Genomic DNA, 21,116 nt, shown 5'->3' with positions numbered 1-21,116 from the left:
CCCTGACAAGCACAAGTGAACTGAAGAACTCTATAGGCTACATGGCTAGTTCAGAGGGCGTTAGCGTCGGTTCAAATAAAGTCTATGCTGCAATTCACCAGCTCGGTGGAGAAATCAAAGGCAAAAAGGGAAAGCTTAAGTTTCGGCTACCCAATGGACAGTTTGTACAAGTGGACAAAGTGACAGTGCCACAGCGGGAATTTTTGGGAATTAGCGACGAGGATAAAGAAGAGGCCGCAGAGCTTATTAAAAGTTACATGCAGACCGCAGTAGGACAGTCAAAATGAGAAAATTCTACCAGTCGAGAATAGAACAGGCTGCTTCTGCAGCAGGGCTTTCTACAGTTCTTATTAATCCTGAAGACCCGTTCGACTTGGCGCTTCCTTTGCCTCGTATCGATGTTACCTGGCTGAAGGAGAAAAACACTCGCATAGGCAAAAAGATAGCCGTGAACGGTGGTTCAGAAAACCGCAGGGTTAAGGCCGCAATTTATAGTGCGGAACAGGCAGCTACCGTTTCGATTATTACTGATGACAAAGATTCGTTGGATGAAATGAGTAAGCAATTTCTTCTTGCTCTACCTAAGACAAGTTCAGATCCACAAGGGAACTTAGTAACCAGCAAAGTGCATCAGGCAGAATGGGGTGGGTTCAGTTCCGAATTAGTGGAAGTTTTGAAAACTTGGTCAAAGGCATACCACATAACTTTTACAAGCCTCCTTACCAAAGAGGTAGCGCATCCTTGGATGAAGGACGTTTCACCAAGCGTAAGCAGGCAGGAGAATAGCCGTGGTTAAGGATAAAAAAACAGATAACAAGCCACAGATTTCGGTGCACGAGCTTGCTGCAGCACAACAGTTGGAAGCGTGGGAGCTGGCTGGTTTGGTGCGTGCTGAAGGTTGGACAGAAGATAAGGCTGTGACAGAAGCCGAGTTTAACGCAGCCTATGCCTGTTTCCAGAACAGAGCAATCGGTCTTGGAGGTCAGTAATGGGGCGTAAGGACGTATTTGAACATATTGTTGATGGCGTCAGCGGTCTCGTTCCGGGTGACGTTACAGGCAAAGCACTGGTTGTCGGTGTGTGCAGTCAAGGTGAAGTGGGTAAAGTCTACTATCTTGGTAAACGCAGCGATTTAACCAAGCTGCTTGGGGCAGGTCCTCTTGTAGATCGTTTGAACGATATATTTGCTGCTGCAGGGCAGGATGCCACCGTGCTTGCTGTACCAGTTTCCGGTAATCCTTCAGGTACAATTAGTCGGGTAAAGCATGTAGGCACAGGCGTTTCCGCTTCTGTTTCTGGACTTCCTGCGGCCAATGCGGATGTACTTGTTGAAATCGTAAATGGCGGCTCTTTGGGAACAGCTACAGCGAAAGTAAGTACGGATGCCGGTGCTAGTTTTGGTTCGGCCTCAGCCGTTGCTGCAAATGGACAAATTGCAATTGGTGGCTCTGGAACAACCTTGGTTTTGGAGTCGGGTAATTTGGTTGTTGGGGACACGTATAGCTATACTGTCCGTGGTTCCATTGGGGCTATTCAGCAGACGGGCAAGGGTGCCTCTGTTTCAGTTGAGGGCGCAGTTAAAGTAGGTGCGCAGCTTGCGTTGCAGGTCGTCAAATCCGGTGGACGCAATGTTGGACAATACCGTCTTAGTGTTGACGGTGGCGATAACTTTAGCGGGTACCGAACCATCCCGGTAGATGGACGGATTACCGCTGCTGATACAGGAACAACAATTGTTTGCCCTGACGATGAGTTTACCGTTGGTACAACATATTCATGTAGTTTGCTTGCACCAGTCCCTACCGTATCAGCCGTTATTGCAGCACTTAAAAAGCCGCTTGAGATTGTTGATCCAGAGTATGTTTATGTTGTCGGTGCGTCTGATTCCGTGGCGTGGGCGTCTCTTGGAGCACTGGCAGACGATTTATGGAATAAGCACCGTCCTACATTCTTTCTTTGTGAATCGCGTCTCCCTTCAGCAGGTGAAGATTTAGACGACTGGGTGAGTGCGCTTAAGGAAGAACGGGCAACCTTTGCACATCGCTTTGTGAGTGTCTGTTGTGGATTCGGTGAAATTGCCGATCGAACAGGTCAACGTAAGGTGCGAAATGCTGGCGGCCTGCTTAGTGGGCGTATTCTTAGCATTCCAGTACAGCGCGATATCGGGCGCGTACGTGATCAGTCTATTACAGGAATTACGGTTCCTGATGAATATACAGAATCCATGCAGCTTGCTTTAGAAGATGCCGGGTACATTACGCTGACACGTTATGCTGGCCTTCGCGGAACTTACTGGGGAACAGCCAGAACAATGGCTGATACCACAAGTGACTATCAGCGACTGGAAGTTATCCGCACCACGTTCAAGGCTATTCGATTGATGCGCTTGCAAGCTCTGAAGGCATTGAAAGATGAGCTCGGTGATCCAGTACAAGGTGCAGATGCAAGCGGTCTTGCCTACCTTCGCTCAAATCTTGAAAACGCGTTGGATACGATGGTTAAAGCCAAGCCGAAAGAGCTAGCAGGATACGCCATTGAGATTCCACTTGATCAGGACTTCGTGAACAACGGTGTGGCGGTAGAAACTAAGCTTATCGGTATCCCAATCATCGACAAAATTAATCTGTATTCATCGTACATTTATGCGGGCAGCAAGTTTGATCCGCGATTACAAGGGTAGGTGGCAATATGGCAGACAGTGTAACGATTAACGGCAAAACTCATGACTGGGAAAGTGTCACCATCACAGGTCCACAGGGTGTGTTTATCGGGATTTCAGAAGTAAACTGGAAATCCAGCCAAAAGAAAAAGCGTGTTTACGGTAAGGGTGCGACCAGTATTGGTGCAACTCGCGGCAATTATGAAGCAACTACCAGTATGACGTTGCTTGTAAGCGAATATCAGGATTTGGCGAAAGCTTTAGCTAAAGGCATCTACCGTACCCCGTTTGATGTAGCGGTGGTCTTTGAGCCGGAAGGCGCAACAAAACACGAAGTCGTGATCAAGCAGATCATGGTTGATGATTTGGACGAATCAGCAAAACAGGGTGATGAAGAAGCAACCGTAAAATTATCTGGTACAGCACTTATGATCACTCGTGATGGTAAGGCTGATTACGAAAACAAGTAAGGACAGAATAAATGGCTGAACAGACAGAAGTTAAAAAAGACGTAATGTACTCTCCATTCACTGCTGACTATGAAGACTTTGATGGCAAAGAGCGAAAGTACACCATTCGTTTTCGTCGTCCGGGGAGAAAGGAATTGACCACCATCGCTAAGGCTTCCAAGGCAAAACAGTTTGATGTGATGTGCAACATCATTACGCAGATTGCCCATCCTGACGATGCTGCGCAGATGAAAGACATCATCAAAAACGAGCCTGTGCTTGCCATGAGTTTTGTGGATACTGTTTTTAAAAAATGCGGCTCAGGAGTGGTTGAAGCGGGAAACTAGAAAAAGCCAGAACGGCGGTGAAAAACAACGCTGTTCTGGTTTATGCAGATTTAGTCCGCTACTGGCTGCGCATAGAGCCTTCCGAAGATATGGATGAATTCGGTGAAGAAGTGGCCAGAGCTATGGTGATGGAAGAGCGTTTTATGAGACAGCAGGCAGGAGCCGTAGCAAGAGTTCTTGCAGGTTTACCTGATTAACGTGGTGTTAAGCCGCAGCCTGCATTTAATAAAAGCCATACCTCGCAGATAAAAGTTTTTGGAGAGTCCAGAGAATCCTTTTTTCAAAAAGGTTCTCTGGTCGCCGAAGGCAAAAAGGTGTTCTGATATGGAACTATTCGAAGTTTTTGCAACTTTCAGTTTACTGGATAACCTTTCAGGTCCCCTGAACAGGATTCGCCAGTCATTTCGTTCTACAGACGTTGAAGGAGGCCGCCTATCAAGCATGATGGGCGGCCTTACTAAAAGGCTTCTGCCTCTAGCGCTGGCTGCGGGGATTGTGCTTGGAGCTTTTGCGCCAACGATTGGCGTCGCGATGGAGTTTGAGGCTGCGTTATCCGGTCTTGGGGCTATTAGTAACGCCAGCGCTGCGGATATGAATGTCATGGAGCAGTCAGCCTTAGACCTTGGCGCAAGCACTGCTTTTAGCGCCGCACAGGTTGTTGAAGCGCAGACCGAACTTGCAAAGAAAGGTTTTACCGCAAATCAGGTTGTTGGCTCCATGCCGGGTTTGCTTGATTTGGCTGCTGCAGCGCAAACAAGCCTTGCTAATGCCGCGGGTGTTACTTCTGGTGCGCTTAACTCGTTCCATATGGAAGCAGCGCAGGCCGCAGAGGTTGCAGATATTATCGCGGCGGCTTCTACAACCAGTGCCACGGATGTTGACGGGCTAGGCATGGCCTTGCAGAACGCTGGCGCAGTCGTGGCTGGTGTAGGTGGTGATTTTGCGCTCCTTGCAGCCATTACGGGCAAGCTAGCGGATGCAAACATCAACGCATCTGTTGCTGGTACCGCAACTAAGATTATGTTTAACCGCTTAGCAGCTCCTACAGGAGACGCAGCAAAGGCGTTAAGTGGTCTTGGTATCGTGACCCGTGATGCTCAGGGAAATATGCTACCGTTTTTGGATATTATGGGTAGTTTGGAAACAGCCATGCAGGGCAAAGGTACAGCTGAACAGGCAGAACTCTTAAAGCGTGTCTTTGGTGAGGAGGCCGTTGGGTCGGTTACGGCTTTGCTTGGGCAGGGCGTTAATTCTTTGCGTGAATATCACGACACACTTTCTAACAGCACCGGAACGGCCTCGGCAATGGCTGCAAAGCAACTCGATAATCTGAAAGGCTCCTTTACTATTCTAGATTCAGGTGTGGAAGGGCTGTCTATTTCAGTGGGTAGCGTATTCACGCCAGCGCTTAAGGTGTTGGTGGATGCCGTGACAGGAGTTGTTGGTTGGCTGAATGCACTTGCGTCCCATCCTGTTGGAAAGGCTATTTTAGCCTTAGTAGGTGGCGTTGCCGCGGTTACGCTTGCTGTTACGCTGTTTTCAGCAGCGTCATGGGCGGCAACCGCTGCAGTAGGTGCTATGAACCTTATGATTCTTGCTAACCCCATTGCAATTGTGGCGGCTGCTGTGATCGCTGGTGCTATTCTCATCATGACGTACTGGGATGATATTAAGAATTTTTTCGTTTCGTTATGGGAGCCGGTGGCAGCTTTTGCGGATGAAGTGGAATACGCATGGAACCGTATTGCCGGGGCATTTCGCATGGATGGCCTGACGGGGGCTGTTGAAGCGGTTTTAGGACTGTTTGATATTGATTTGTCTGATTCTGGCCGAAAGCTTCTTGCAAGTTTTGTTGATGGGATCAGGCTAATGTTTACGCCACTTCGAGTCTTGGTTTCATCAGTAGGTCATATTTTTGATTTTCTACAGGGTGATATCTCGTTGTTTGAGGCTGGCAAAAGAATTCTTGGCAGCCTTGTTGAAGGTGTGAAGTCGATGGCAACAGCGCCGTTTGATGCTGTAAAGTCGGCTTTAACCAGTGTCCGTAATTTACTACCGTTCTCAGATGCTAAGGAAGGTCCTCTTTCTGCTCTTACACTTAACGGGCAAAAAGTCATGGATACCATCGGTGAAGGTGTGACTAAGGCCGCGCCAGACCTTCATGGCGTTGTTAACAACACACTGGCGGGCATTGAAGCTCCAGATTTAGCCATGTCTACTGTGGCAGAAGTAGTACCAGAAGTTCTTGAAGAAGGTGTGAAGCTTCCTGTCCTTCAGCAGGAATCAGACGCAGGCATTATGCAACAGGCTGTGCCTGATTTGGCAGCTGTTGAAGTCAGTAAAAATACTACCATCGAAACAATATCCAATGTGGTAGAGCAGCCTGTAGGCGGAGGCGTGACTTTACCGGAAATTCCAACTTTTCCAGAGACAAAATTAGCTCAAGAGGTGGTGGTTCCAGTCCAGCAGCCTGAACTGGGTAGACCGAAGCAGGCTAAGGAGCAACAGCCTCCAAGACCACAGGAGCGCTCTTCCGGTGGTGTGGTAATTCAGAATTTAACTGTATCCTTGCCGGACGTAAGCAACGCGCAGGACTTTGTTTCTGCCCTTCAGCAACTCGTATCAGAGTTTGACGGCCAGACACCTCAGGGAGTGTTTTAATGGATGGCTATATTACATTTGAGCATGGGGAGTTAAAGCTTGGGGACACTCTTGTCCTCGGCGTACTTTCCCGCCTGTCAGTAGATGGGAAAGTGCGTTTTGATGAGGCTGAGCAGGATGGCCTATCCGGCAAGGTAAAAGTGCCAATGGGGTGGGATGATGCGGCGGTCTCTGTCACGATGGAGTTGCTGACTGACGCAGAGTCTACTTGCTACGATAAGCTTACCTCCCTCTCTCGTCTCTACAAAGGGCATGACTCCGGTGGTAATCCTATGGTGTACCGCACGACAAACGCACACCTTGCAGCACGGAATATTGATGAAATTGTTTTTGATGGTCTGAACAGCTCTGAAAATAATCAGTCCGATTCTATTATTGTGAGTCTGCGTTTTGTGGAACACAACCCGCCTATCCAGCTTGTAGAGAAGCGCTCTGCATCTAATCCCGCGTCCGAGGCAACTGCAAGCGCTGATCCGGGGCTGTCTGAGCACATCTTAGGTGGTCGCTGATGTCTCATATTTACGGAATAGAGATATCAATTCAGATTGGAAATTACCTTATTCATCGTGTGCCGCGCTGCATCATCACGTATGACCGCCATACTGTATTGAGTCGTGCGGAAATTCATATCCAAAATCATGTTTTTGGTACGACCCAAAATATCTTGTCTAGTTTATCTCAGTTTCCGGAAGTTTCTATCGCAGTGGGCTATCGTAATCAAAAGCCACATAGATGGCAGGGCACTGTTGATGGCTGGAAGCAAGGCCAAGGCAAGAAACGTGACCAGCTCGTAATCTATGCGGCAGGTGTTGAATTGCCACTAGTGCAAAAGAACATATGCGAAATGTGGGTGGATGAATTTGCACCAGCCATTGCAAAACGTATTCTGGAAACAAGCGGTTTGACCGTAGGTGTTGTGGATGTGCCGCAGGAGATTATCCCGCGTATGACACTCGCAACGGTTCCGCTCTGGCAGGCCATACAGCAGCTTTCAAACACACTTCAACAAGGGCACGGCTGTAATGTGAAAGACCATGCCTTGTGGGTGGATGAAGCAAAGCTCGTTCATTTTGCCTCTTGCGATCACCGGCAGGAGATAACGCCAGTTATCGCAACAGGCGCAGGGCTTATCCGGCATACCCCAGCGCAGACCGTATGCGGACGTAGTGAGGTGGAAACTTTCCTGCTGCCAACCATGCGGGCGGGAATGCGGTTCACGCTACAAGATTCCCGTAAGGGGATTACGGGAACCTTTAGAGCGTTACGGATAACGCATAGTGTTGAGCCGGATAGGGTCAGGACGTTTTTGGGGTATTAGGGAACTTGTCCCATCCTCCGCAAATCCAACGCTGCTCGTCATCTCTGTATGTGCAACAATTAATTCTTGTGTTCTCATTTTCTGTTTTAAATTCGAGATATACAGGGTGAGAAACGTGAGGAATGCTTTTTTTAGCTTCGAAAGAGCAAAATGAGCATTCACTTTCGTCTCTAACAAGATTTAACTCGGAAGAATCGCAAGAAAGTCCTCTATTTTGTTTGCCAAAGACTACCTGAAGACTACCCTGTTGAATTGGTATTTCTGAGCCATTAATTTTGACTGAAGTGACATGTTGTAGTTTTGCTTCGTTCATGAATCCTCCTGAGACAACATATGACTATAGAACTTTACAAGTTAATCAAACGAGTCGTTGAACTCGCAATGCCTAATTTACGTGCTTACTATCGTATCACACGGAAAGCTAAAGTCACGCAGACATACGCTAGCGATGGCCGCTACTGGGCAGATGTTCTGCCATTACGAAATGATGAGACAGATGATTTTCTTGAGCCTGTTGTGTCGAAAGTAGAAATCCCCATTCTATGGGGTGGCAAAGATCGCGGCGTTGTGTGCCCGCCAATGGTGGGGACGCTGTGCGACTTGAGCTACTACGATGGAGACCCGAATTATCCACGTATTAGCAATTTCCGTTGGCAGAAAAACGGTGCACCAGCCTGCGAGGTGGGAGCATTCATTATTCAGGCTGACCCTTCAACGTATATTAAAATTGATGCTGAGAAAAATTTGATTGAAGTAACACCCGCCAACGCCAGCACAAAGATCGGTGGCAGTAAAGATGAAACTATCGGCGGTGCTTGGACGATTAAAGCCCCAAAAATAATTCAAGAGGGCAACGTACAGGCAACAGGCGCGGGTGGTGGAATAGGTACCACAACAGTCAAAGCCCATACAGAGCAGGAAGGCAGCCTAACCGTTTTAGGGCATGTGCAGTGTTCTTCTCTCAGCGTAGCAGGTGACGCAGATGTTGCGGGCAACTGTTATGCCGGAACTCGGAGTGGTGGGGCGTGTTGATTGGATATAATTTCCTGCAGCATAGAGTAAGAACGCAATTGCAAAAATTAACCAAGCTAAATCTTTTATTGATGAATTTTCAATAGATTTTTTTATGACCCAAATTGGCCAGCACGGGCGATTTACGTAGTCAATTCCCTTTGCCGTAATGCACACAGTTGGTCCAATAGCCCTTTGAGGAGCTCTTTCTAATGTTACAAGTCCATCTGAAATAAGATGTAGCATTGCTTTTTTAAGTTCATTTGGGAGTTTCGGGCTATGACAAAGATCGTCACAAACCTTTGGAGGAGCTTTTGGGTCAACTTCCTTCCAGTATTCAGAGGCATGCACGTTTCGGTCGATTGAAGATTTTTTATCAATGATCCGTAGTAGTTTTTTACGGAGAGCAGGTGTGTTTTTCATTTTTTTGCTCGTATTAATCGTTTTTGTAACAGGTATAACCATGAGTATAGCCATCTTCGCCCAAGACATAGCCTTAGACGATACCTTGCAGGCCAAGGTGGCAGCCGATGGCACGCTAGTTCTGACTGACGGTGTGGACACCGGAATTCAAGACATCTGGCTTGCGCTACGTACGTACCTTGGCACCCTGTTTTATCACAAAGACTTCGGCTCACTTGTGCCGGACTGGATAAAAGAAGAGTCGAATCCTTCTAGCAGGTTAGCGTTTGCATTGGAAGTGCAACGCACCATTCGCACAGACCCTCGTGTGGTTGTTGGCTCGGAACGTTGCAAGGTGATTGCTTGGGATAAGATGGGCATTACCGCAGAGGCTGCATGGCGGTTTATTGATGTAGACCACGAATACAATCTTACATTTGCTGTAAATGAAACTGGAAAAATGAAGCAGGTACTTGCCGATGCCAAACCCAATGCCAATACCACGTCTTTCTAAAACGCTTGATGACTGCCGCCAGATGCTCTTTACACGCATTGAAGAAGTGCAGGAAGAATATCAGGCCAAAGGCTGGCTCCCTCGCAGGCTGAATTTAAACAAGGGCGTGGTACGCGGTCTTATTGAGCTGTTTGCTTGGGGCATCTACCAGCTTTATCAGCTACTGGAAGCCACACTCCGGCAGGGTTTTGCGAAACATGCCGACGCATCGTGGCTTGACCTTCATGCGGATCAGGTGGAGCAGCCACGTAAGCAGGCAACTAAAGCGAAAGGCAATATAGAATTCGGTCGGGAAGGTAGCCAAGGCAATATCGTTATCCCGAAAGGCCGTATTCTGCGGACAAAACCGGACGGAGCAGGGCAGGTATATCGCTATGTGACCATGAGCGATGTGGTTCTGTCAGATGGAGTAAGTAGCGTGCTGGTTCCGGTCGAAGCCGAAGAGTATGGGAGTGCAAGCAATTTAACAGCAGGACAGTTCCTTGAGCTTGTGACGCCTGTCTCTGGCATTAGTAAAATCACGGTAAAGGCAGATTGGCTTACGCAGGAAGGCGCGGATATTGAAGCTGATCATAAGCTTGCACCGCGTATTCCTCTTGCATGGCTTGGTAATAATGGCGTTACCAAACACGCTTATGAACGTTGGGCAATGCCCATTACTGGTGTGGTTGCCTGCCGTATTCTTGATCAGCACCCACGGGGGCAAGGTACGGTCGATATTATCATTAAAGGCACTGCCGGAATACCTACGGATGAGCTGCTTCAGGCAGTGCGTAAAGCCATCACTGGAAACTATCCTGTAAACGACGACTGGGAAGTACGTGCTCCACAACCCGTGCCCGTTACATTGAATGCAGCGCTTCAGTGTCATCCCGGTACACAGCGGGAAGAGGCAAAAGTCAAAGCTGAGGAACGTGTCCGGGCATTGTTTACAGACCCGACTAAGGTCGTTGGGATCACTCCGCTACAGATTGGGGAAGACCTCACAAAAGACAGGCTAGTTGCCGCTATGATGGCAGTATCCGGTATTAAAAAAATTACTTGGAATGGAACGGCAGATTTTCCCGTCATGCAAGACGGACTTGCTGTATTATCCAGCATATCCCTAACGGCAACAGTCGCGTCGGAAAGCTAGCAGCGTGAAAAGTATCTTCTGGAAATATTTTAAAGATGCGCTTGGGTGGGCACTTATCCATTCACCGGGTCCTATTTCAGTCGTCGCGAAAGGGGTTGCGCTGGTTTTTGATGATATCCGAGAAGATATTTTCTGGCTTCGGGATCAACTCAACCCGCTGACTTGTGAGGAACAGTATATTCCAACACACGGCGCAACTCGTGGGATACTCCAGCATCCGTTGGAATCAACTAACCAGTATAGAATACGTGTCGTGAAGGCGTATGCGTGGCACCGCCAAGGCGGTAAGGCCGAGGGGATGCCAAAGATACTGGAGCACTACGGGTATGAGGGATGCACCTTCTACAATTGCCGGAAGGACGACGAGGCGAGATGGGCAGAGTTTAAAGCACAAATTCCTGTCCCGGAACACGGGCTTGAGGCTAATGACTATTCGCTGGTTACTTGGGCAGTTCAGGAAACAAAGCCAGCGCGTTCGAAGCTTGCTGCCTTGCAGACGCATTCAGCAATACAGGGCGCAGCAAATGCTTCAGGCACATTACTTCTTTGCTCTGTTGTTACCTTGGAGCCAGAAAAGCCGAAAGAAGCTCTTTTGACCGTGACTATTTCTTCAGGCTGTGGCCTGCATACAATAACAACAACGAGTCTTGGATAACATTATGGCACTCATTCTCACAAAAGCAGGGCTTGCCGCATTAGTTGAAGCTGAAGAAAGCGGCACAAAGCTACAGGCAACCCACATGGCCTTGGGCGATGGTAACGGCTCAGTGCCGGAACACACAACAAGCTCGCCTTCACTCATTAATGAAGTATGGCGTGGTGCATTGCAGTCTATCACTATTAATGAACAGGGTGATAGTGACGCAGGTAAGCAAGTTGTGTTTGAAGCACACGTGCCCATCAACGCGGGTGGCTGGTATATCCGAGAAGCCGCTTTGTACGCAGGAGATGTCCTGCTAGCGATCGGCACACATCCAGTTATGTGGAAACCTGCGCCAGAAGAACCGACCAAGATGGAACATGTAATTAAAGCTCCCGTGGCATTCGGTAATGCTGGTGCTGTTTCGTTGATTGTTGATCCGACGGTGGTGCTTGCGAGTCAAGAGTTCGTGAATAAGCAGCTTGCAGAGCATAATGGCTCACACGATGCCCATCCGTATCTAAAAAAATTGTTAAACGAGCATACCCATACGTGGAGTGTCATTACCGGCAAGCCTTCTGTTTTTCCACCAGCTGGACATACGCATACCCCTGATCAGGTAGGTTTAGGTAATTTACCCAATACCAAAAGTGACAGCGTAACTTCCACCAGTAGCAACAGCCTTGCCACAAGTAAGGCTGTGAAAATTGCTTATGATGAAGGCAAACAGGCTCTTGATCTTGCTGGGCAAAAAGCAGCATCTAACCACAACCATAATAGCGTGTATGCCACCAAAACGCATACACATACGCCTGCACAAGTGGGGCTTGGCAACCTGCCTAACTCTAAAAGTAGTAGTGTTTCATCAACTAGTGAAAATGCTCTGTCGACTAGCAAGGCCACTAAGACTGCATACGATAGAGCAACGCAGGCATTAAATGCCGCAAATACCAAAGCTGCATCGAATCACAATCACGATTCACGTTATTACACAGAAAGCGAAGTCAGATCGCGTATTGCAGACTCTAAAATTCATGGTGGTATTGAATTGTTTAGTGGTTCTGTAAACAGCTCTGGACGACCTATTGATGAAAAAACAGGACAGCCTGATTTGCGATACGGCGTGTGTGATGGTCGCACATATGCATCTCCAGATGGCAGAAATGTAAGCACGCCCAATATGAGAGACCGATTTGCCGTTGGTGCAGGCGGAAAATATTCTGTTGGAAGTAAAGGCGGTGCTGATAAAGTATCTCCGACTATAAGCACGACTGCGTCACATCATCACGTAATTGCGTATGAAACGGGTAATGATTTGTCGGGCTCTACTTATCACAACTTCAACAGCCGTAATACAGGTGATTATGACGATGGAACAAGGCATACGGGTGGCTCTCAGGCACATGAAAACCGTCCACCATATATAGGCGTGTTCTATATTAAATATTTGTAGGAGAGTTTATGCACGTAACAGTTATTGCTCCAGATAAATTGGTTCTAGTTGATGGCAAAGCCTTTGAGTTACCTAACTTTGATTTTGATGAAACTCTTCACGCTATCCAGTTTGATGGGCAGAAAGGGCATATTGAATTTGAAACATTAGACGGTGGTGTAAGCACTGCGCCTGTGTCTGAGTTAGAAGTGCAGCCTTACGTGGAAGCGTGGAAAGCAGAAAAAGCACGGCTTGAAGCGATTGTGCCGCCGGAGCCTACAGAAACAGAGAAGGCACAGAAACGTATTGCGGAAATTCAACAAGAACTTGTTAGTAATGATCTTGCTTCCGTACGTTCATTACGCGCAAAGGTGGCGGGGAACTCTACAGATGCAGATGATGCGAGGCTACGCGATTTGGAAGAACAAGCGCAAAAACTACGTACAGAACTAGCCGCGCTACTGGCTGGGTAAGAAAAGCTTTTTGAAAATAGAAAGGGAAGAGAGGAACAGGCGAGGGCGTAACAACCGCCCCCACTAATGCAGTGGTAGCACACTGCATCACGGCCTCATGATTGGTGGTAGCCATTCGTGAAGATATACCGCTGCTCCAGTCGTCTGATCAGACTAAGCACGTTGTATCTAATGGCTGTACAATTTGGCAACTCAAAATGAGAAAAGAAATCCGATGCGGTAACTGTAACCGCCTATTGGCTAAGGGCACAGCAACAATACTTGAAATTAAATGCCCTCGTTGTGGGACGTATAACCATGTGAGTGACAAGAGCACCGAACAGGAACGGCGTGACCGTCCGTAAGGACATTACATGGAAAATAAAACAGAGCTTCCAGTGTTAGCGCCAGAGGCTCCGGGAAGGCCAAAAGATACCCGGTACAAAGAACAGTTTGGGGTAATTGTGATTTGCAAAACAGAAGCAGAGCACAAGCAAGTGTATGAACGCTTGTATTCAAAAGGCTACAGATGCAGGGCGGTGCGGACGTGAGAATAGACATTACTCATTCATGCCCGGACTATTCTTCGTATCGAGCTGCCTGTGTGAAATCCCTATTTAATGTAGATGCCGGGAATAACTTCTCACTTGAAGCAGACTTGCCAATTGAGGAAGATGGCTGGCGAGTAGGTCTAGTTATCGGTCCTTCAGGTTCCGGTAAGTCTTCAATAGGCAATGCGCTTGCTGCTGAAGGTTTCACAATGCATCAGGAGCGAGCATGGCCAGACGATGCACCTATTATAGATGTCATTGCACCAGATGGTGATTGGCAGGCTGTAACGGGCGCATTATCTGCCGTAGGGCTTGGTGATGTACCCTCATGCTTCGCCCATACAGGGTGCTTTCAACTGGTGAGAAGTTCAGGGCAGAGCTTGCACGAATTGTAAGTGAAAAGCCTGAGCGAATAGTTATTGATGAATTTACTTCCGTGGTAGACCGCCAGATTGCTAAAGTCGGGGCACATGCTTTTGCTAAGGCGTGGCGCAGGACATCAGGTAAGGCCGTGCTGCTTTCTTGCCACTATGACATTGTAGAGTGGTTACAACCTGACTGGGTGTTTGATACCGCTACAGGTAAACTTTCTCGGAGGTGCCTTCAACGACCACCAATTGAATTGGAAATCAGACAGACAGGCTGGGAATGGTGGGAGTACTTTGCGCCGCATCATTATTTAAAGCTTCCGCACATGATCGCTGCCACCTGTTATGTTGGATTCGTGAATGGGGAGCCAGTAGCACATTTGGCTGTAAGCACTCGTTCAAGAAACGAAGCAAGGGCGTGCCGATTGGTCGTTATGCCGGAATGGCAGGGCGCAGGTGTAGGGCTACGATTCCTAAATGCTGTCTGCGACATATGGCGTAGGGGGGAGAACAGGTATGAAAGACCGATGCCCGTACTCTTCCATACATCACATCCCGGGCTGGCTGCAGCACTCAGACGACAACCTAAATGGTGTCAGGTAAGTGCTAAACTTTATGGCGCTAACAAAGTGCGTTGCGCGAAGAGTTTGGCACAGAGTGCAGAAAGGCGCGGGAAAAAGAAAACAGCAATGTCGGGCTACGGTGGCCATTTCCGAGCGGTGCAAGGCTTTCGCTATATGGGGGATACCCCATGCGAGTAGTCATCATAGGCCAAGGTTGGCTTGCTGCAGAAGTTCTAAAGAAGGTTAATAAGCTTGATGACGTGCAGGTCATCGCGATTTCACCTGAAAAGAGAAATGATCGTTTTGAGAAATTAGCAAATGAACTTGATATGATGGTAATCGCAGCACTGGAAGAACTACCAGAATGTGACGTGGTTTTAGCCGCACATTGTCACCGCTTTGTATCAAAGATCATACGGAGTAAAGCAACGCATGGTGTGCTTGCCTACCATCCGTCATTACTTCCTCGGCATCGAGGTAGAGATGCAATTCACTGGACACTGGCAATGAAAGATCCCATTGCAGGTGGAACAGTGTACAAGATGGATGATGGCGCAGATACAGGCGAGATCATAATTCAAGATTGGTGTCACGTAGCTTCGAATGATACTCCTCAACTTCTTTGGCGTAGAGCCTTAGCTCCAATGGGTGTTCACCTGTTAACGAGTGTTGTTCAAAAATTAGCTGTAACAGGTCAGTTTGAAGCGAAAAAGCAAGACGAAATTTTCGCTACATGGGAACCATCTCTAACAAGAAAAACGTTGAGCAATATAACATAAAGAAAAAGGAGCTTCAGATTTCTCTGGAGCTCCTTTTTGTGTGCGGTTCTTTTCTCATTTTGAGAGTACAAAATTCTCATTTTGGGTGTCAGCTTACAGGGGACACAACCCTGCGAACACCTTTAATGCATATTATCAACAGATCAACGCTGCGTTAAAAAGAAACGCCAAACTTATTGTCATTGACCCGAGATGCACGAAAATGGCCGCAAAGGCTGATAAGTGGTTGCAGGTCAAACCAGGCACAGATGGCGCTCTGGCTTTGGGCATGGTTTACCTAATGTTGAAACAGAAACTGTATCACACCGATTTTGTAAGTAATTGGACAAACGCTCCGTTACTTGTTCGGCATGATACTGGTGAGTTACTTCGCGCATCATCTTTTGATCCGGCAATTGGTGACGAAAACATATTCGCGGTTATAGACCCAAAAACAAGACAAGCTGCACCATATGTTTCTGGAAAGACGCTAGGCTTTTTGCCGGAGCTAGAAGCAGAAGTTGAAGTACCATTGAAAAACGGGAAAACAGTATGGTGTAAGACTGTTTTTAGTGAGCTGAAACTCTCTGTTGCATTGTATACGCCAGAATATGTCGAAGAAAAAACATCAATTCCTGCAGACCTTCTTGTTGATACGGTTCGTATGATTGTCGAAAACAGTCCTTCCTGTTGGTATTCTTTTAATGGCGTAGAGCAGAATCTCAATGCGACTCAAACCAACCGAGCCATTTGCCTATTTTACGCATTGACCGGAGACTATGACCATCAAGGCGGAAATGTGATCAATTCACCGCTTCCGCTTCTGGACTATCCTTTCGGTTTTGAATTCGTCACCCCTGAGATGTTTAAGAAAAATATTGCACTGTCCGAACATCCGCTCGGGCCTGCTGGAACTCTTTTGTCAGTTCCTCCCCATATGGTGTGCAAAGCCATTGAGGAAGGTCACCCATACCCCGTAAAAGGCCTGATTGTGTTCGGGGCGAATACAATATCTGCAAATCCCGACAGCAAAAAAACGATGGAGGCCCTGAAGCAACTCGATTTTCACGTACACATTGATCATTTTCTTAATCCAACGGCACAATTGGCCGACATAGTTCTCCCAGCAGCAACTTTCTGGGAAGCAGGAAGTGTCGGCTATCCGTTGGCATTTGAGGGAAATAAATGGGTGCTGCAATGGCGCGAACCAGTGGCTGCACCGCGGGGAGAAAGTAAGGACGTTTTGTGGATTATTTTTGAATTAGCCAACCGGCTTGGATTTACTGATAATTTCTGGGGTGGAAGTATTGAGGCGGCTTTTGAGCATATGCTTCAGCCTACAGGAATTTCTCTAGATACCCTTAAAGAAAGAGAGGGGGGCGTGTTCATTCAGGGGCCTGTTGCCTATCAGAAGTATCGTGAAAAAGGGTTTAGTTCTATTACCGGACGCGTTGAGCTGTTTTCACAACCACTTAAAGACATAGGACAGGCTCCACTGCCGGAGTGGAAAGATCCTCATACAATTTTTGCTGATGCAGGCATTAGTATTGATAAGTATCCGTTCATGTTGATTACTGCAAAACTTCGTGAATTTTGCCAATCACAGCATAGAGCCTTGCCGTCACTCAGGAAAAAACACCCGCATCCGTTCTTAGAAATTAATTCAGACAAGGCTGAAGACTTAGGAATTGTGGCTGGAGACGTTGTTGTTTTAGAGACGATGCACGGGAAAATACGCCTCCAGGCACGACTGACCCAAAAACTTGCTCGAGATGTTGTCTGCACTCAACACGGATGGTGGCAGGCTTGTCCTGATCTTGGTTATTCCGGAGAGGATATATATTCTGCTGAAGGGGCGAATGTTAACCTGCTTTGCAGCACCCAATTTACAGATGAAGTGAGTGGTTCTGTGCACATGCGAGGACTTCCCTGTAATGTGAGAAAAAGGACAAATGATTTGTCACCAAATGTTGGCTGTTTTGTAAACGAGAAGGAGTGAGTACGTCGCATTGTTTCATTACGTTCTCTGATGAAGAGTAAGGGATGAAAATAAAAGAGTATGAGATGGCGGAATCATATTGTACAATTTCCTATTCATGAAAATTATTGGAGTATTCATCCGTACGTATTTTTTAAACGTATATAGGTAAGTATAAAAGCGTGATGATTTACAGGGAGCTAGTTTCTGGAGTGGCTATAATAATTTGATAATAAGCATTAATTAGTAGCTAGCACTAGCAGGAGTTGCAATGAGCCGCTTAGAACCCGTGTCGAACCTGTTTGATCTACTGCACCGTTTTTGGGGAGACCCGAAAACGGAACGCGTTGTTGCCCAGTTATTAATAGTCATTTTCTTACTTGGACTGTTGGGGATAGAGTTGAATCGTCAAGGCTTTCTACCGAAAAGCATTGCAGCAATAACACCATTAAATCATTTTTATGCGGTCAACCTTGCTTTTTCAATGCTTTTGGTTTTGGAAGTTTTGAGTCTCATTTTTGTGCTGTCTACCTCAGTATCTAAGTCGCTGGGCAAACAGCTAGAAATTATGACACTTATTTTGCTTAGGAATTCCTTTAAAGAATTCTCGCTTATGCATGAACCAGTATCTGTTTCGTTGGATACAGAGGCACTCCTGCATGTGGCGGCTTCCAGCTTAGCAGCTCTCGCTATATTTGTTATTTTGGGGATATATTATCGTGTGCAGCGTTATCAGGGATATTTGAAAGACCCCGTTGAGCGCATGCGTTATGTAATGACCAAAAAAATTATTGCATTGGTTTTGTTTTTTGTCTTTGTAACCATAGGTGCTTATGATGCAGTAGATTTTCTTGTTTATGGCATAAGACATGACTTTTTTGTTACGCTCTACACTGTTCTTATTTTTGCTGATATTTTACTGGTGCTTGTAACGCAAAGGTTTATGCCTAGCTTTCATGCCGTGTTTCGGAATTCAGGTTATGTGATTGCTACGTTGTTTATGCGTATCGCTCTGGCTGCTCCTCCTTACTATGCTGCTGGCATTGGAGTGGCTGCGGCGCTATTTGCTCTTGCTGTGGCTTATGCAACCAGCGTTTTTTCTCATGGGTCACTTACTTTTGTTAGTTTGAATTCCCGAAAAAAGGGGGAATGAAAACCTTATTTCCTTCCCTCTCCTGAGATTGCGTAAAAAAAAGCTCCTAGCTTATCAGTTAGGAACTTTTTTTATATATATCTTAGTGTTCTTTTCAGTTCCAAAAATTCGAGCGAGTAACCTCTTTATACAGAGCTGTAATCTCCGCTTGCCGCTATACGGCGTCGAACAGCAGATTCTATCAGCTCGTCGAATTTGTTTTCAACTCTGAAGAAAATATGCAGTACCTTGTTTCTTCTGCGTAGTCCCAATTAATCCTGCCACTATGCTGTGCGCAGGATCATCTTAACAGACTATAGTGTTTGAGTCTGGTAAGTAGAAGGGGATTCTTGAGGAGGCTCCTGGTCTTCGCCAGTTTGCACATCCCACCCCTTTTTAAAGTCCCTGACACCTTCTTTGACGCCTTCTTTAGCCTTGTTAAATCCGGACTTAATTTCTTGTCCTGCATCTTTCGCTGCTTCCTTGCCTTCCTCCATCATGTTGCGCATTGATTTTCCCAAGTCTTCCCAGGTACTCCCTTCTTCAGCGTAAGCTTGTTGGGCCATGGAAAAACTTGCTGTGTTATGTGAGTTTTTGGGAACGCTCGAGAGCGTCACGGAAAAACAAAGGAAAAGAGACAATAAAAAGAATAACTTTTTCAAAATACCCTCATTAATTAGCAGTAAAAACGTAATAGGCAAAAGTGTGCACTTTGTGCCTTCATTGTAAGCTGTATAGAGATCGCGCAGGAAATTAGCCAGTGCGACTTTCTAAATACCTAAACATTTTATTTCTGCCCTACAAGGGCAATTTTTTCTGAATTTAGCCGCTACAGAGCCTAACATTCTGTTTAATTGGTAAGAGCCTTTTTAACAGGCTGTCTTTTTGAGGAATAATTGCTTTAAAGAATTATGCTCAGGGAAATACATCGCTTTCTCCTGATTTAATGTAGCTCGCAAGATCGCATATTTTTACAGCTAAAATTAGTAATCGTTTGTCACGTGTGACGATCAACTTTGAGTTACTTCTAGTTTTGTAGACATTGAACCCATAGGTGCTGTCATAGTGTTTCGATGTTAATGCGATTCAAGCGTTGCCGTTATCAAGCATTGTTCAACATATTTCTTTATTAACTCGGACACGCCATTTGCTCGTAATGATTTTGAATGACTAGTTATTACGCAATGGGTAGACGTGGGCGTAATCGTGGAACCTGTAGCAAGCTGATTTTTTACAGAAAAAAGTTCATCATTAGGATTGTCAGTTGTATGTGATTTCAAAGTCGAACCATAAATCAAAGTGTATTTGGTTGTGGAAGGCAGTGCACTTGCTTTTACCTGATGAATAAAGGCACTATCCGTGTCAATATCCTCGAAAACTCTGGGGCTGAGAGGATTAACAAGTTTTGCATATTTAGCCAGCTTGCAGCCATCCCACGGAGTCACAATTGTAACTATATGGCTAATAGTAGGTGTGGATGCCTGTTGGCTAAGTAACTGAGTAGTACGAATTGCAATAAACCCACCTTGAGAGTGGCCAAGCAAAACTATACTTTTACCTTGTAACTGAGGTGCGTTGCTGCGTAGCAGTTCTGAAAGAACAACAGCTGTAGTTTCAAGCGAATCACCTGTAGGGTAGTTAAAAAAGATATGCGTGACTGCTAATTCCTGTAGCTCTGCAAAGATTCGTTTCCAGCCTGTAGGCCTGCCGTTGTATCCGTTGATATAAATAACAACCAACTTCGCCGGAGCGGAGGCTATTTGGTACAATCCAGCACAGCCGCGGCGCCAGAATGAAACCGGATTATCCAAACCGGTATTTCTACGCTTAACACTAAACAATGGGTATTCTAAATTGGGAATGGTACGAGTTATAACGGGAAAAGCTTGGGGGATAGAAGCAGACGAGCAAATTAACCCATTATCCAGTAACAGTCCGTCCATATTCTCATGAACATTTGGCATACAGCTTACTGGTTGGGCTAAATGGCGTTGTACAGGAAGAAAAGTGCTGCATGCGGTAATCTGCACGAAGAAACAAGCTACAATCCATAAAGAAATTCTCTTGCGTACCATAGATGCTCCTTACTGTGGATGCTCTATGAAAGTACTGCAACTAGAAGAGGATAATGATGATATTTTGCCTTTATCCTTTATTAATCCTTATATTGTAGGGTGGTACAAAAAAACGCGATAAAACCTTAATGGTTCCACCGCGCTTCTGTTTTTTAAGAATGAATATTTCTTACTAAATAGATTTAAACGAAATTAATGCGCTGTTATTCAGTCCATCCAAGGCAAATGCTTGCGCCTCTGAATTTACATTGGAGCAAACACGTTGGGCAGCCTGAACCATAGAAAAAGCAAGTGCAGAAGGGTGGCTACCCAGAATAGGGAGGATATTTGTTACGTTATCTCTGCTCGTAAGCTCTGTAATCATCTCTTGCTGATCAGCTACTCCAAGCGGAGCAATAACTAACGGGCTTTTTTGCTGAAGTTTCTGTTCCGAGTAGGGAGCAATAGTAACATCTCCGAGTCGGCAGGATGTTGCTTTTAGCGGCCCGCTTCCAAGTACTAAAAATGCAGCGCCTTCCCCAGCAACAACATTAGGTAACAGAGGTGCGCCTTCTTCAGCAGACTGGAAGCGGTCAATGCAATACTCTAACACCTGACAGTGCTCGTCCACACCGCCAACAATCACATAATCGACTATACCGCTTTGTAGCCAATGAATTGCTGAAGCAAGT

General features: G+C 46.4%; 25 protein-coding genes and 1 pseudogene. 22 read left to right on the top strand and 4 right to left on the bottom strand.

What is annotated here, in order from left to right:
* The 10 genes from MKHDV_RS17830 to MKHDV_RS17785 all read left to right on the top strand — a co-directional run.
* On the top strand, positions 1-287 hold a 287-nt coding region (locus MKHDV_RS17830; RefSeq protein WP_174239251.1), incomplete at its 5' end, for a phage virion morphogenesis protein.
* Positions 284-796, top strand: coding sequence for a hypothetical protein (locus MKHDV_RS17825; RefSeq protein ID WP_160717733.1), 513 nt, complete (start codon positions 284-286; stop codon positions 794-796). The genes MKHDV_RS17830 and MKHDV_RS17825, both read left to right, overlap by 4 nt.
* Positions 789-989: a hypothetical protein gene (locus MKHDV_RS17820; protein ID WP_160717731.1), complete on the top strand. Its 201-nt coding sequence runs from the start codon at positions 789-791 to the stop codon at positions 987-989. Before MKHDV_RS17825 ends, MKHDV_RS17820 begins: the two co-directional genes overlap by 8 nt.
* Positions 989-2,680 (top strand): DUF2586 domain-containing protein, encoded by a 1,692-nt coding sequence (locus MKHDV_RS17815; protein WP_160717729.1) that lies wholly within the window; start codon positions 989-991, stop codon positions 2,678-2,680. Before MKHDV_RS17820 ends, MKHDV_RS17815 begins: the two co-directional genes overlap by 1 nt.
* An 8-nt stretch (positions 2,681-2,688) precedes the next feature.
* Positions 2,689-3,129, top strand: a complete 441-nt coding sequence (locus MKHDV_RS17810; protein ID WP_020001956.1) for a hypothetical protein — start codon at positions 2,689-2,691, stop codon at positions 3,127-3,129.
* An 11-nt stretch (positions 3,130-3,140) separates the two neighbouring features.
* Positions 3,141-3,455: a hypothetical protein gene (locus MKHDV_RS17805; RefSeq protein WP_160717727.1), complete on the top strand. Its 315-nt coding sequence runs from the start codon at positions 3,141-3,143 to the stop codon at positions 3,453-3,455.
* A gap of 17 nt (positions 3,456-3,472) precedes the next feature.
* A complete protein-coding gene (locus MKHDV_RS17800; protein WP_160717725.1) occupies positions 3,473-3,652 on the top strand; it encodes a hypothetical protein in 180 nt (59 codons plus the stop codon).
* 127 nt (positions 3,653-3,779) lie between these two features.
* Positions 3,780-6,116: a phage tail tape measure protein gene (locus MKHDV_RS17795; RefSeq protein WP_160717723.1), complete on the top strand. Its 2,337-nt coding sequence runs from the start codon at positions 3,780-3,782 to the stop codon at positions 6,114-6,116.
* Complete coding sequence (locus MKHDV_RS17790; RefSeq protein ID WP_160717721.1) at positions 6,116-6,625, top strand: hypothetical protein; 510 nt, start codon at positions 6,116-6,118, stop codon at positions 6,623-6,625. Before MKHDV_RS17795 ends, MKHDV_RS17790 begins: the two co-directional genes overlap by 1 nt.
* On the top strand, positions 6,625-7,434 hold the full coding sequence (locus tag MKHDV_RS17785) for a hypothetical protein (protein ID WP_160717719.1): 810 nt from the start codon (positions 6,625-6,627) through the stop codon (positions 7,432-7,434). The genes MKHDV_RS17790 and MKHDV_RS17785 overlap by 1 nt, the downstream gene beginning before the upstream one ends.
* Here the strand turns inward: MKHDV_RS17785 and MKHDV_RS17780 are convergent.
* Positions 7,412-7,747, bottom strand: a complete 336-nt coding sequence (locus MKHDV_RS17780; RefSeq protein WP_160717717.1) for a hypothetical protein — start codon at positions 7,745-7,747, stop codon at positions 7,412-7,414. The two genes, MKHDV_RS17785 and MKHDV_RS17780, sit on opposite strands and share 23 nt — an antisense overlap.
* 20 nt (positions 7,748-7,767) lie before the next feature.
* Between MKHDV_RS17780 and MKHDV_RS17775 the strand changes: the two genes are divergently transcribed.
* The 12 genes from MKHDV_RS17775 (at position 7,768) to MKHDV_RS17725 (ending at position 18,391) form a co-directional block, all read left to right on the top strand.
* On the top strand, positions 7,768-8,466 hold the full coding sequence (locus tag MKHDV_RS17775; protein ID WP_162859892.1) for a baseplate assembly protein: 699 nt from the start codon (positions 7,768-7,770) through the stop codon (positions 8,464-8,466).
* Between the two features lie 442 nt (positions 8,467-8,908).
* Positions 8,909-9,361 carry a baseplate assembly protein gene (locus tag MKHDV_RS17770; RefSeq protein WP_160717715.1) on the top strand — a complete coding sequence of 151 codons (453 nt, stop codon included), beginning with the start codon at positions 8,909-8,911 and terminating at the stop codon, positions 9,359-9,361.
* On the top strand, positions 9,327-10,496 hold the full coding sequence (locus MKHDV_RS17765; protein WP_160717713.1) for a baseplate J/gp47 family protein: 1,170 nt from the start codon (positions 9,327-9,329) through the stop codon (positions 10,494-10,496). Before MKHDV_RS17770 ends, MKHDV_RS17765 begins: the two co-directional genes overlap by 35 nt.
* 4 nt (positions 10,497-10,500) lie before the next feature.
* The gene (locus tag MKHDV_RS17760; protein ID WP_160717711.1) at positions 10,501-11,151 is read left to right on the top strand and encodes a phage tail protein; all 651 of its coding nucleotides are present in this window, start codon (positions 10,501-10,503) and stop codon (positions 11,149-11,151) included.
* Positions 11,152-11,155: 4 nt separating this feature from the next.
* Positions 11,156-12,589 carry a phage tail protein gene (locus MKHDV_RS17755; protein WP_160717735.1) on the top strand — a complete coding sequence of 478 codons (1,434 nt, stop codon included), beginning with the start codon at positions 11,156-11,158 and terminating at the stop codon, positions 12,587-12,589.
* 8 nt (positions 12,590-12,597) lie between these two features.
* On the top strand, positions 12,598-13,041 hold the full coding sequence (locus tag MKHDV_RS19055) for a hypothetical protein (RefSeq protein WP_254060525.1): 444 nt from the start codon (positions 12,598-12,600) through the stop codon (positions 13,039-13,041).
* A 197-nt stretch (positions 13,042-13,238) separates the two neighbouring features.
* A complete protein-coding gene (locus MKHDV_RS17745; protein ID WP_160717709.1) occupies positions 13,239-13,385 on the top strand; it encodes a Com family DNA-binding transcriptional regulator in 147 nt (48 codons plus the stop codon).
* Positions 13,386-13,624: 239 nt separating this feature from the next.
* Positions 13,625-13,966: a hypothetical protein gene (locus tag MKHDV_RS19050; protein WP_254060524.1), complete on the top strand. Its 342-nt coding sequence runs from the start codon at positions 13,625-13,627 to the stop codon at positions 13,964-13,966.
* Positions 13,900-14,700: a GNAT family N-acetyltransferase gene (locus MKHDV_RS17740; RefSeq protein WP_254060523.1), complete on the top strand. Its 801-nt coding sequence runs from the start codon at positions 13,900-13,902 to the stop codon at positions 14,698-14,700. Before MKHDV_RS19050 ends, MKHDV_RS17740 begins: the two co-directional genes overlap by 67 nt.
* Positions 14,691-15,281: a formyltransferase family protein gene (locus MKHDV_RS17735; protein WP_160717707.1), complete on the top strand. Its 591-nt coding sequence runs from the start codon at positions 14,691-14,693 to the stop codon at positions 15,279-15,281. The genes MKHDV_RS17740 and MKHDV_RS17735 overlap by 10 nt, the downstream gene beginning before the upstream one ends.
* A gap of 40 nt (positions 15,282-15,321) precedes the next feature.
* Positions 15,322-17,259 carry a molybdopterin-dependent oxidoreductase gene (locus MKHDV_RS17730; RefSeq protein ID WP_216846960.1) on the top strand — a complete coding sequence of 646 codons (1,938 nt, stop codon included), beginning with the start codon at positions 15,322-15,324 and terminating at the stop codon, positions 17,257-17,259.
* A gap of 250 nt (positions 17,260-17,509) precedes the next feature.
* Entirely contained in the window at positions 17,510-18,391 is an 882-nt protein-coding gene (locus MKHDV_RS17725; protein WP_160717703.1) for a hypothetical protein, read from the top strand.
* Between the two features lie 293 nt (positions 18,392-18,684).
* Here MKHDV_RS17725 and MKHDV_RS17720 read toward each other — a convergent pair whose 3' ends face one another.
* The 3 genes and pseudogenes from MKHDV_RS17720 to MKHDV_RS17710 form a co-directional block, all read right to left on the bottom strand.
* A complete protein-coding gene (locus MKHDV_RS17720; RefSeq protein ID WP_160717701.1) occupies positions 18,685-19,032 on the bottom strand; it encodes a hypothetical protein in 348 nt (115 codons plus the stop codon).
* A gap of 414 nt (positions 19,033-19,446) precedes the next feature.
* The gene (locus tag MKHDV_RS17715) at positions 19,447-20,445 is read right to left on the bottom strand and encodes an alpha/beta hydrolase (protein ID WP_160717699.1); all 999 of its coding nucleotides are present in this window, start codon (positions 20,443-20,445) and stop codon (positions 19,447-19,449) included.
* 172 nt (positions 20,446-20,617) lie between these two features.
* Positions 20,618-21,116 (bottom strand): annotated as a pseudogene (locus MKHDV_RS17710) (hypothetical protein); the annotation flags it as partial.

This window comes from Halodesulfovibrio sp. MK-HDV (genome assembly GCF_009914765.1).
GTDB lineage: Bacteria > Desulfobacterota > Desulfovibrionia > Desulfovibrionales > Desulfovibrionaceae > Halodesulfovibrio.
The sequence above is the reverse complement of the archived record's forward strand: the minus strand, read 5'-3'. Positions and strand labels throughout refer to the sequence as shown.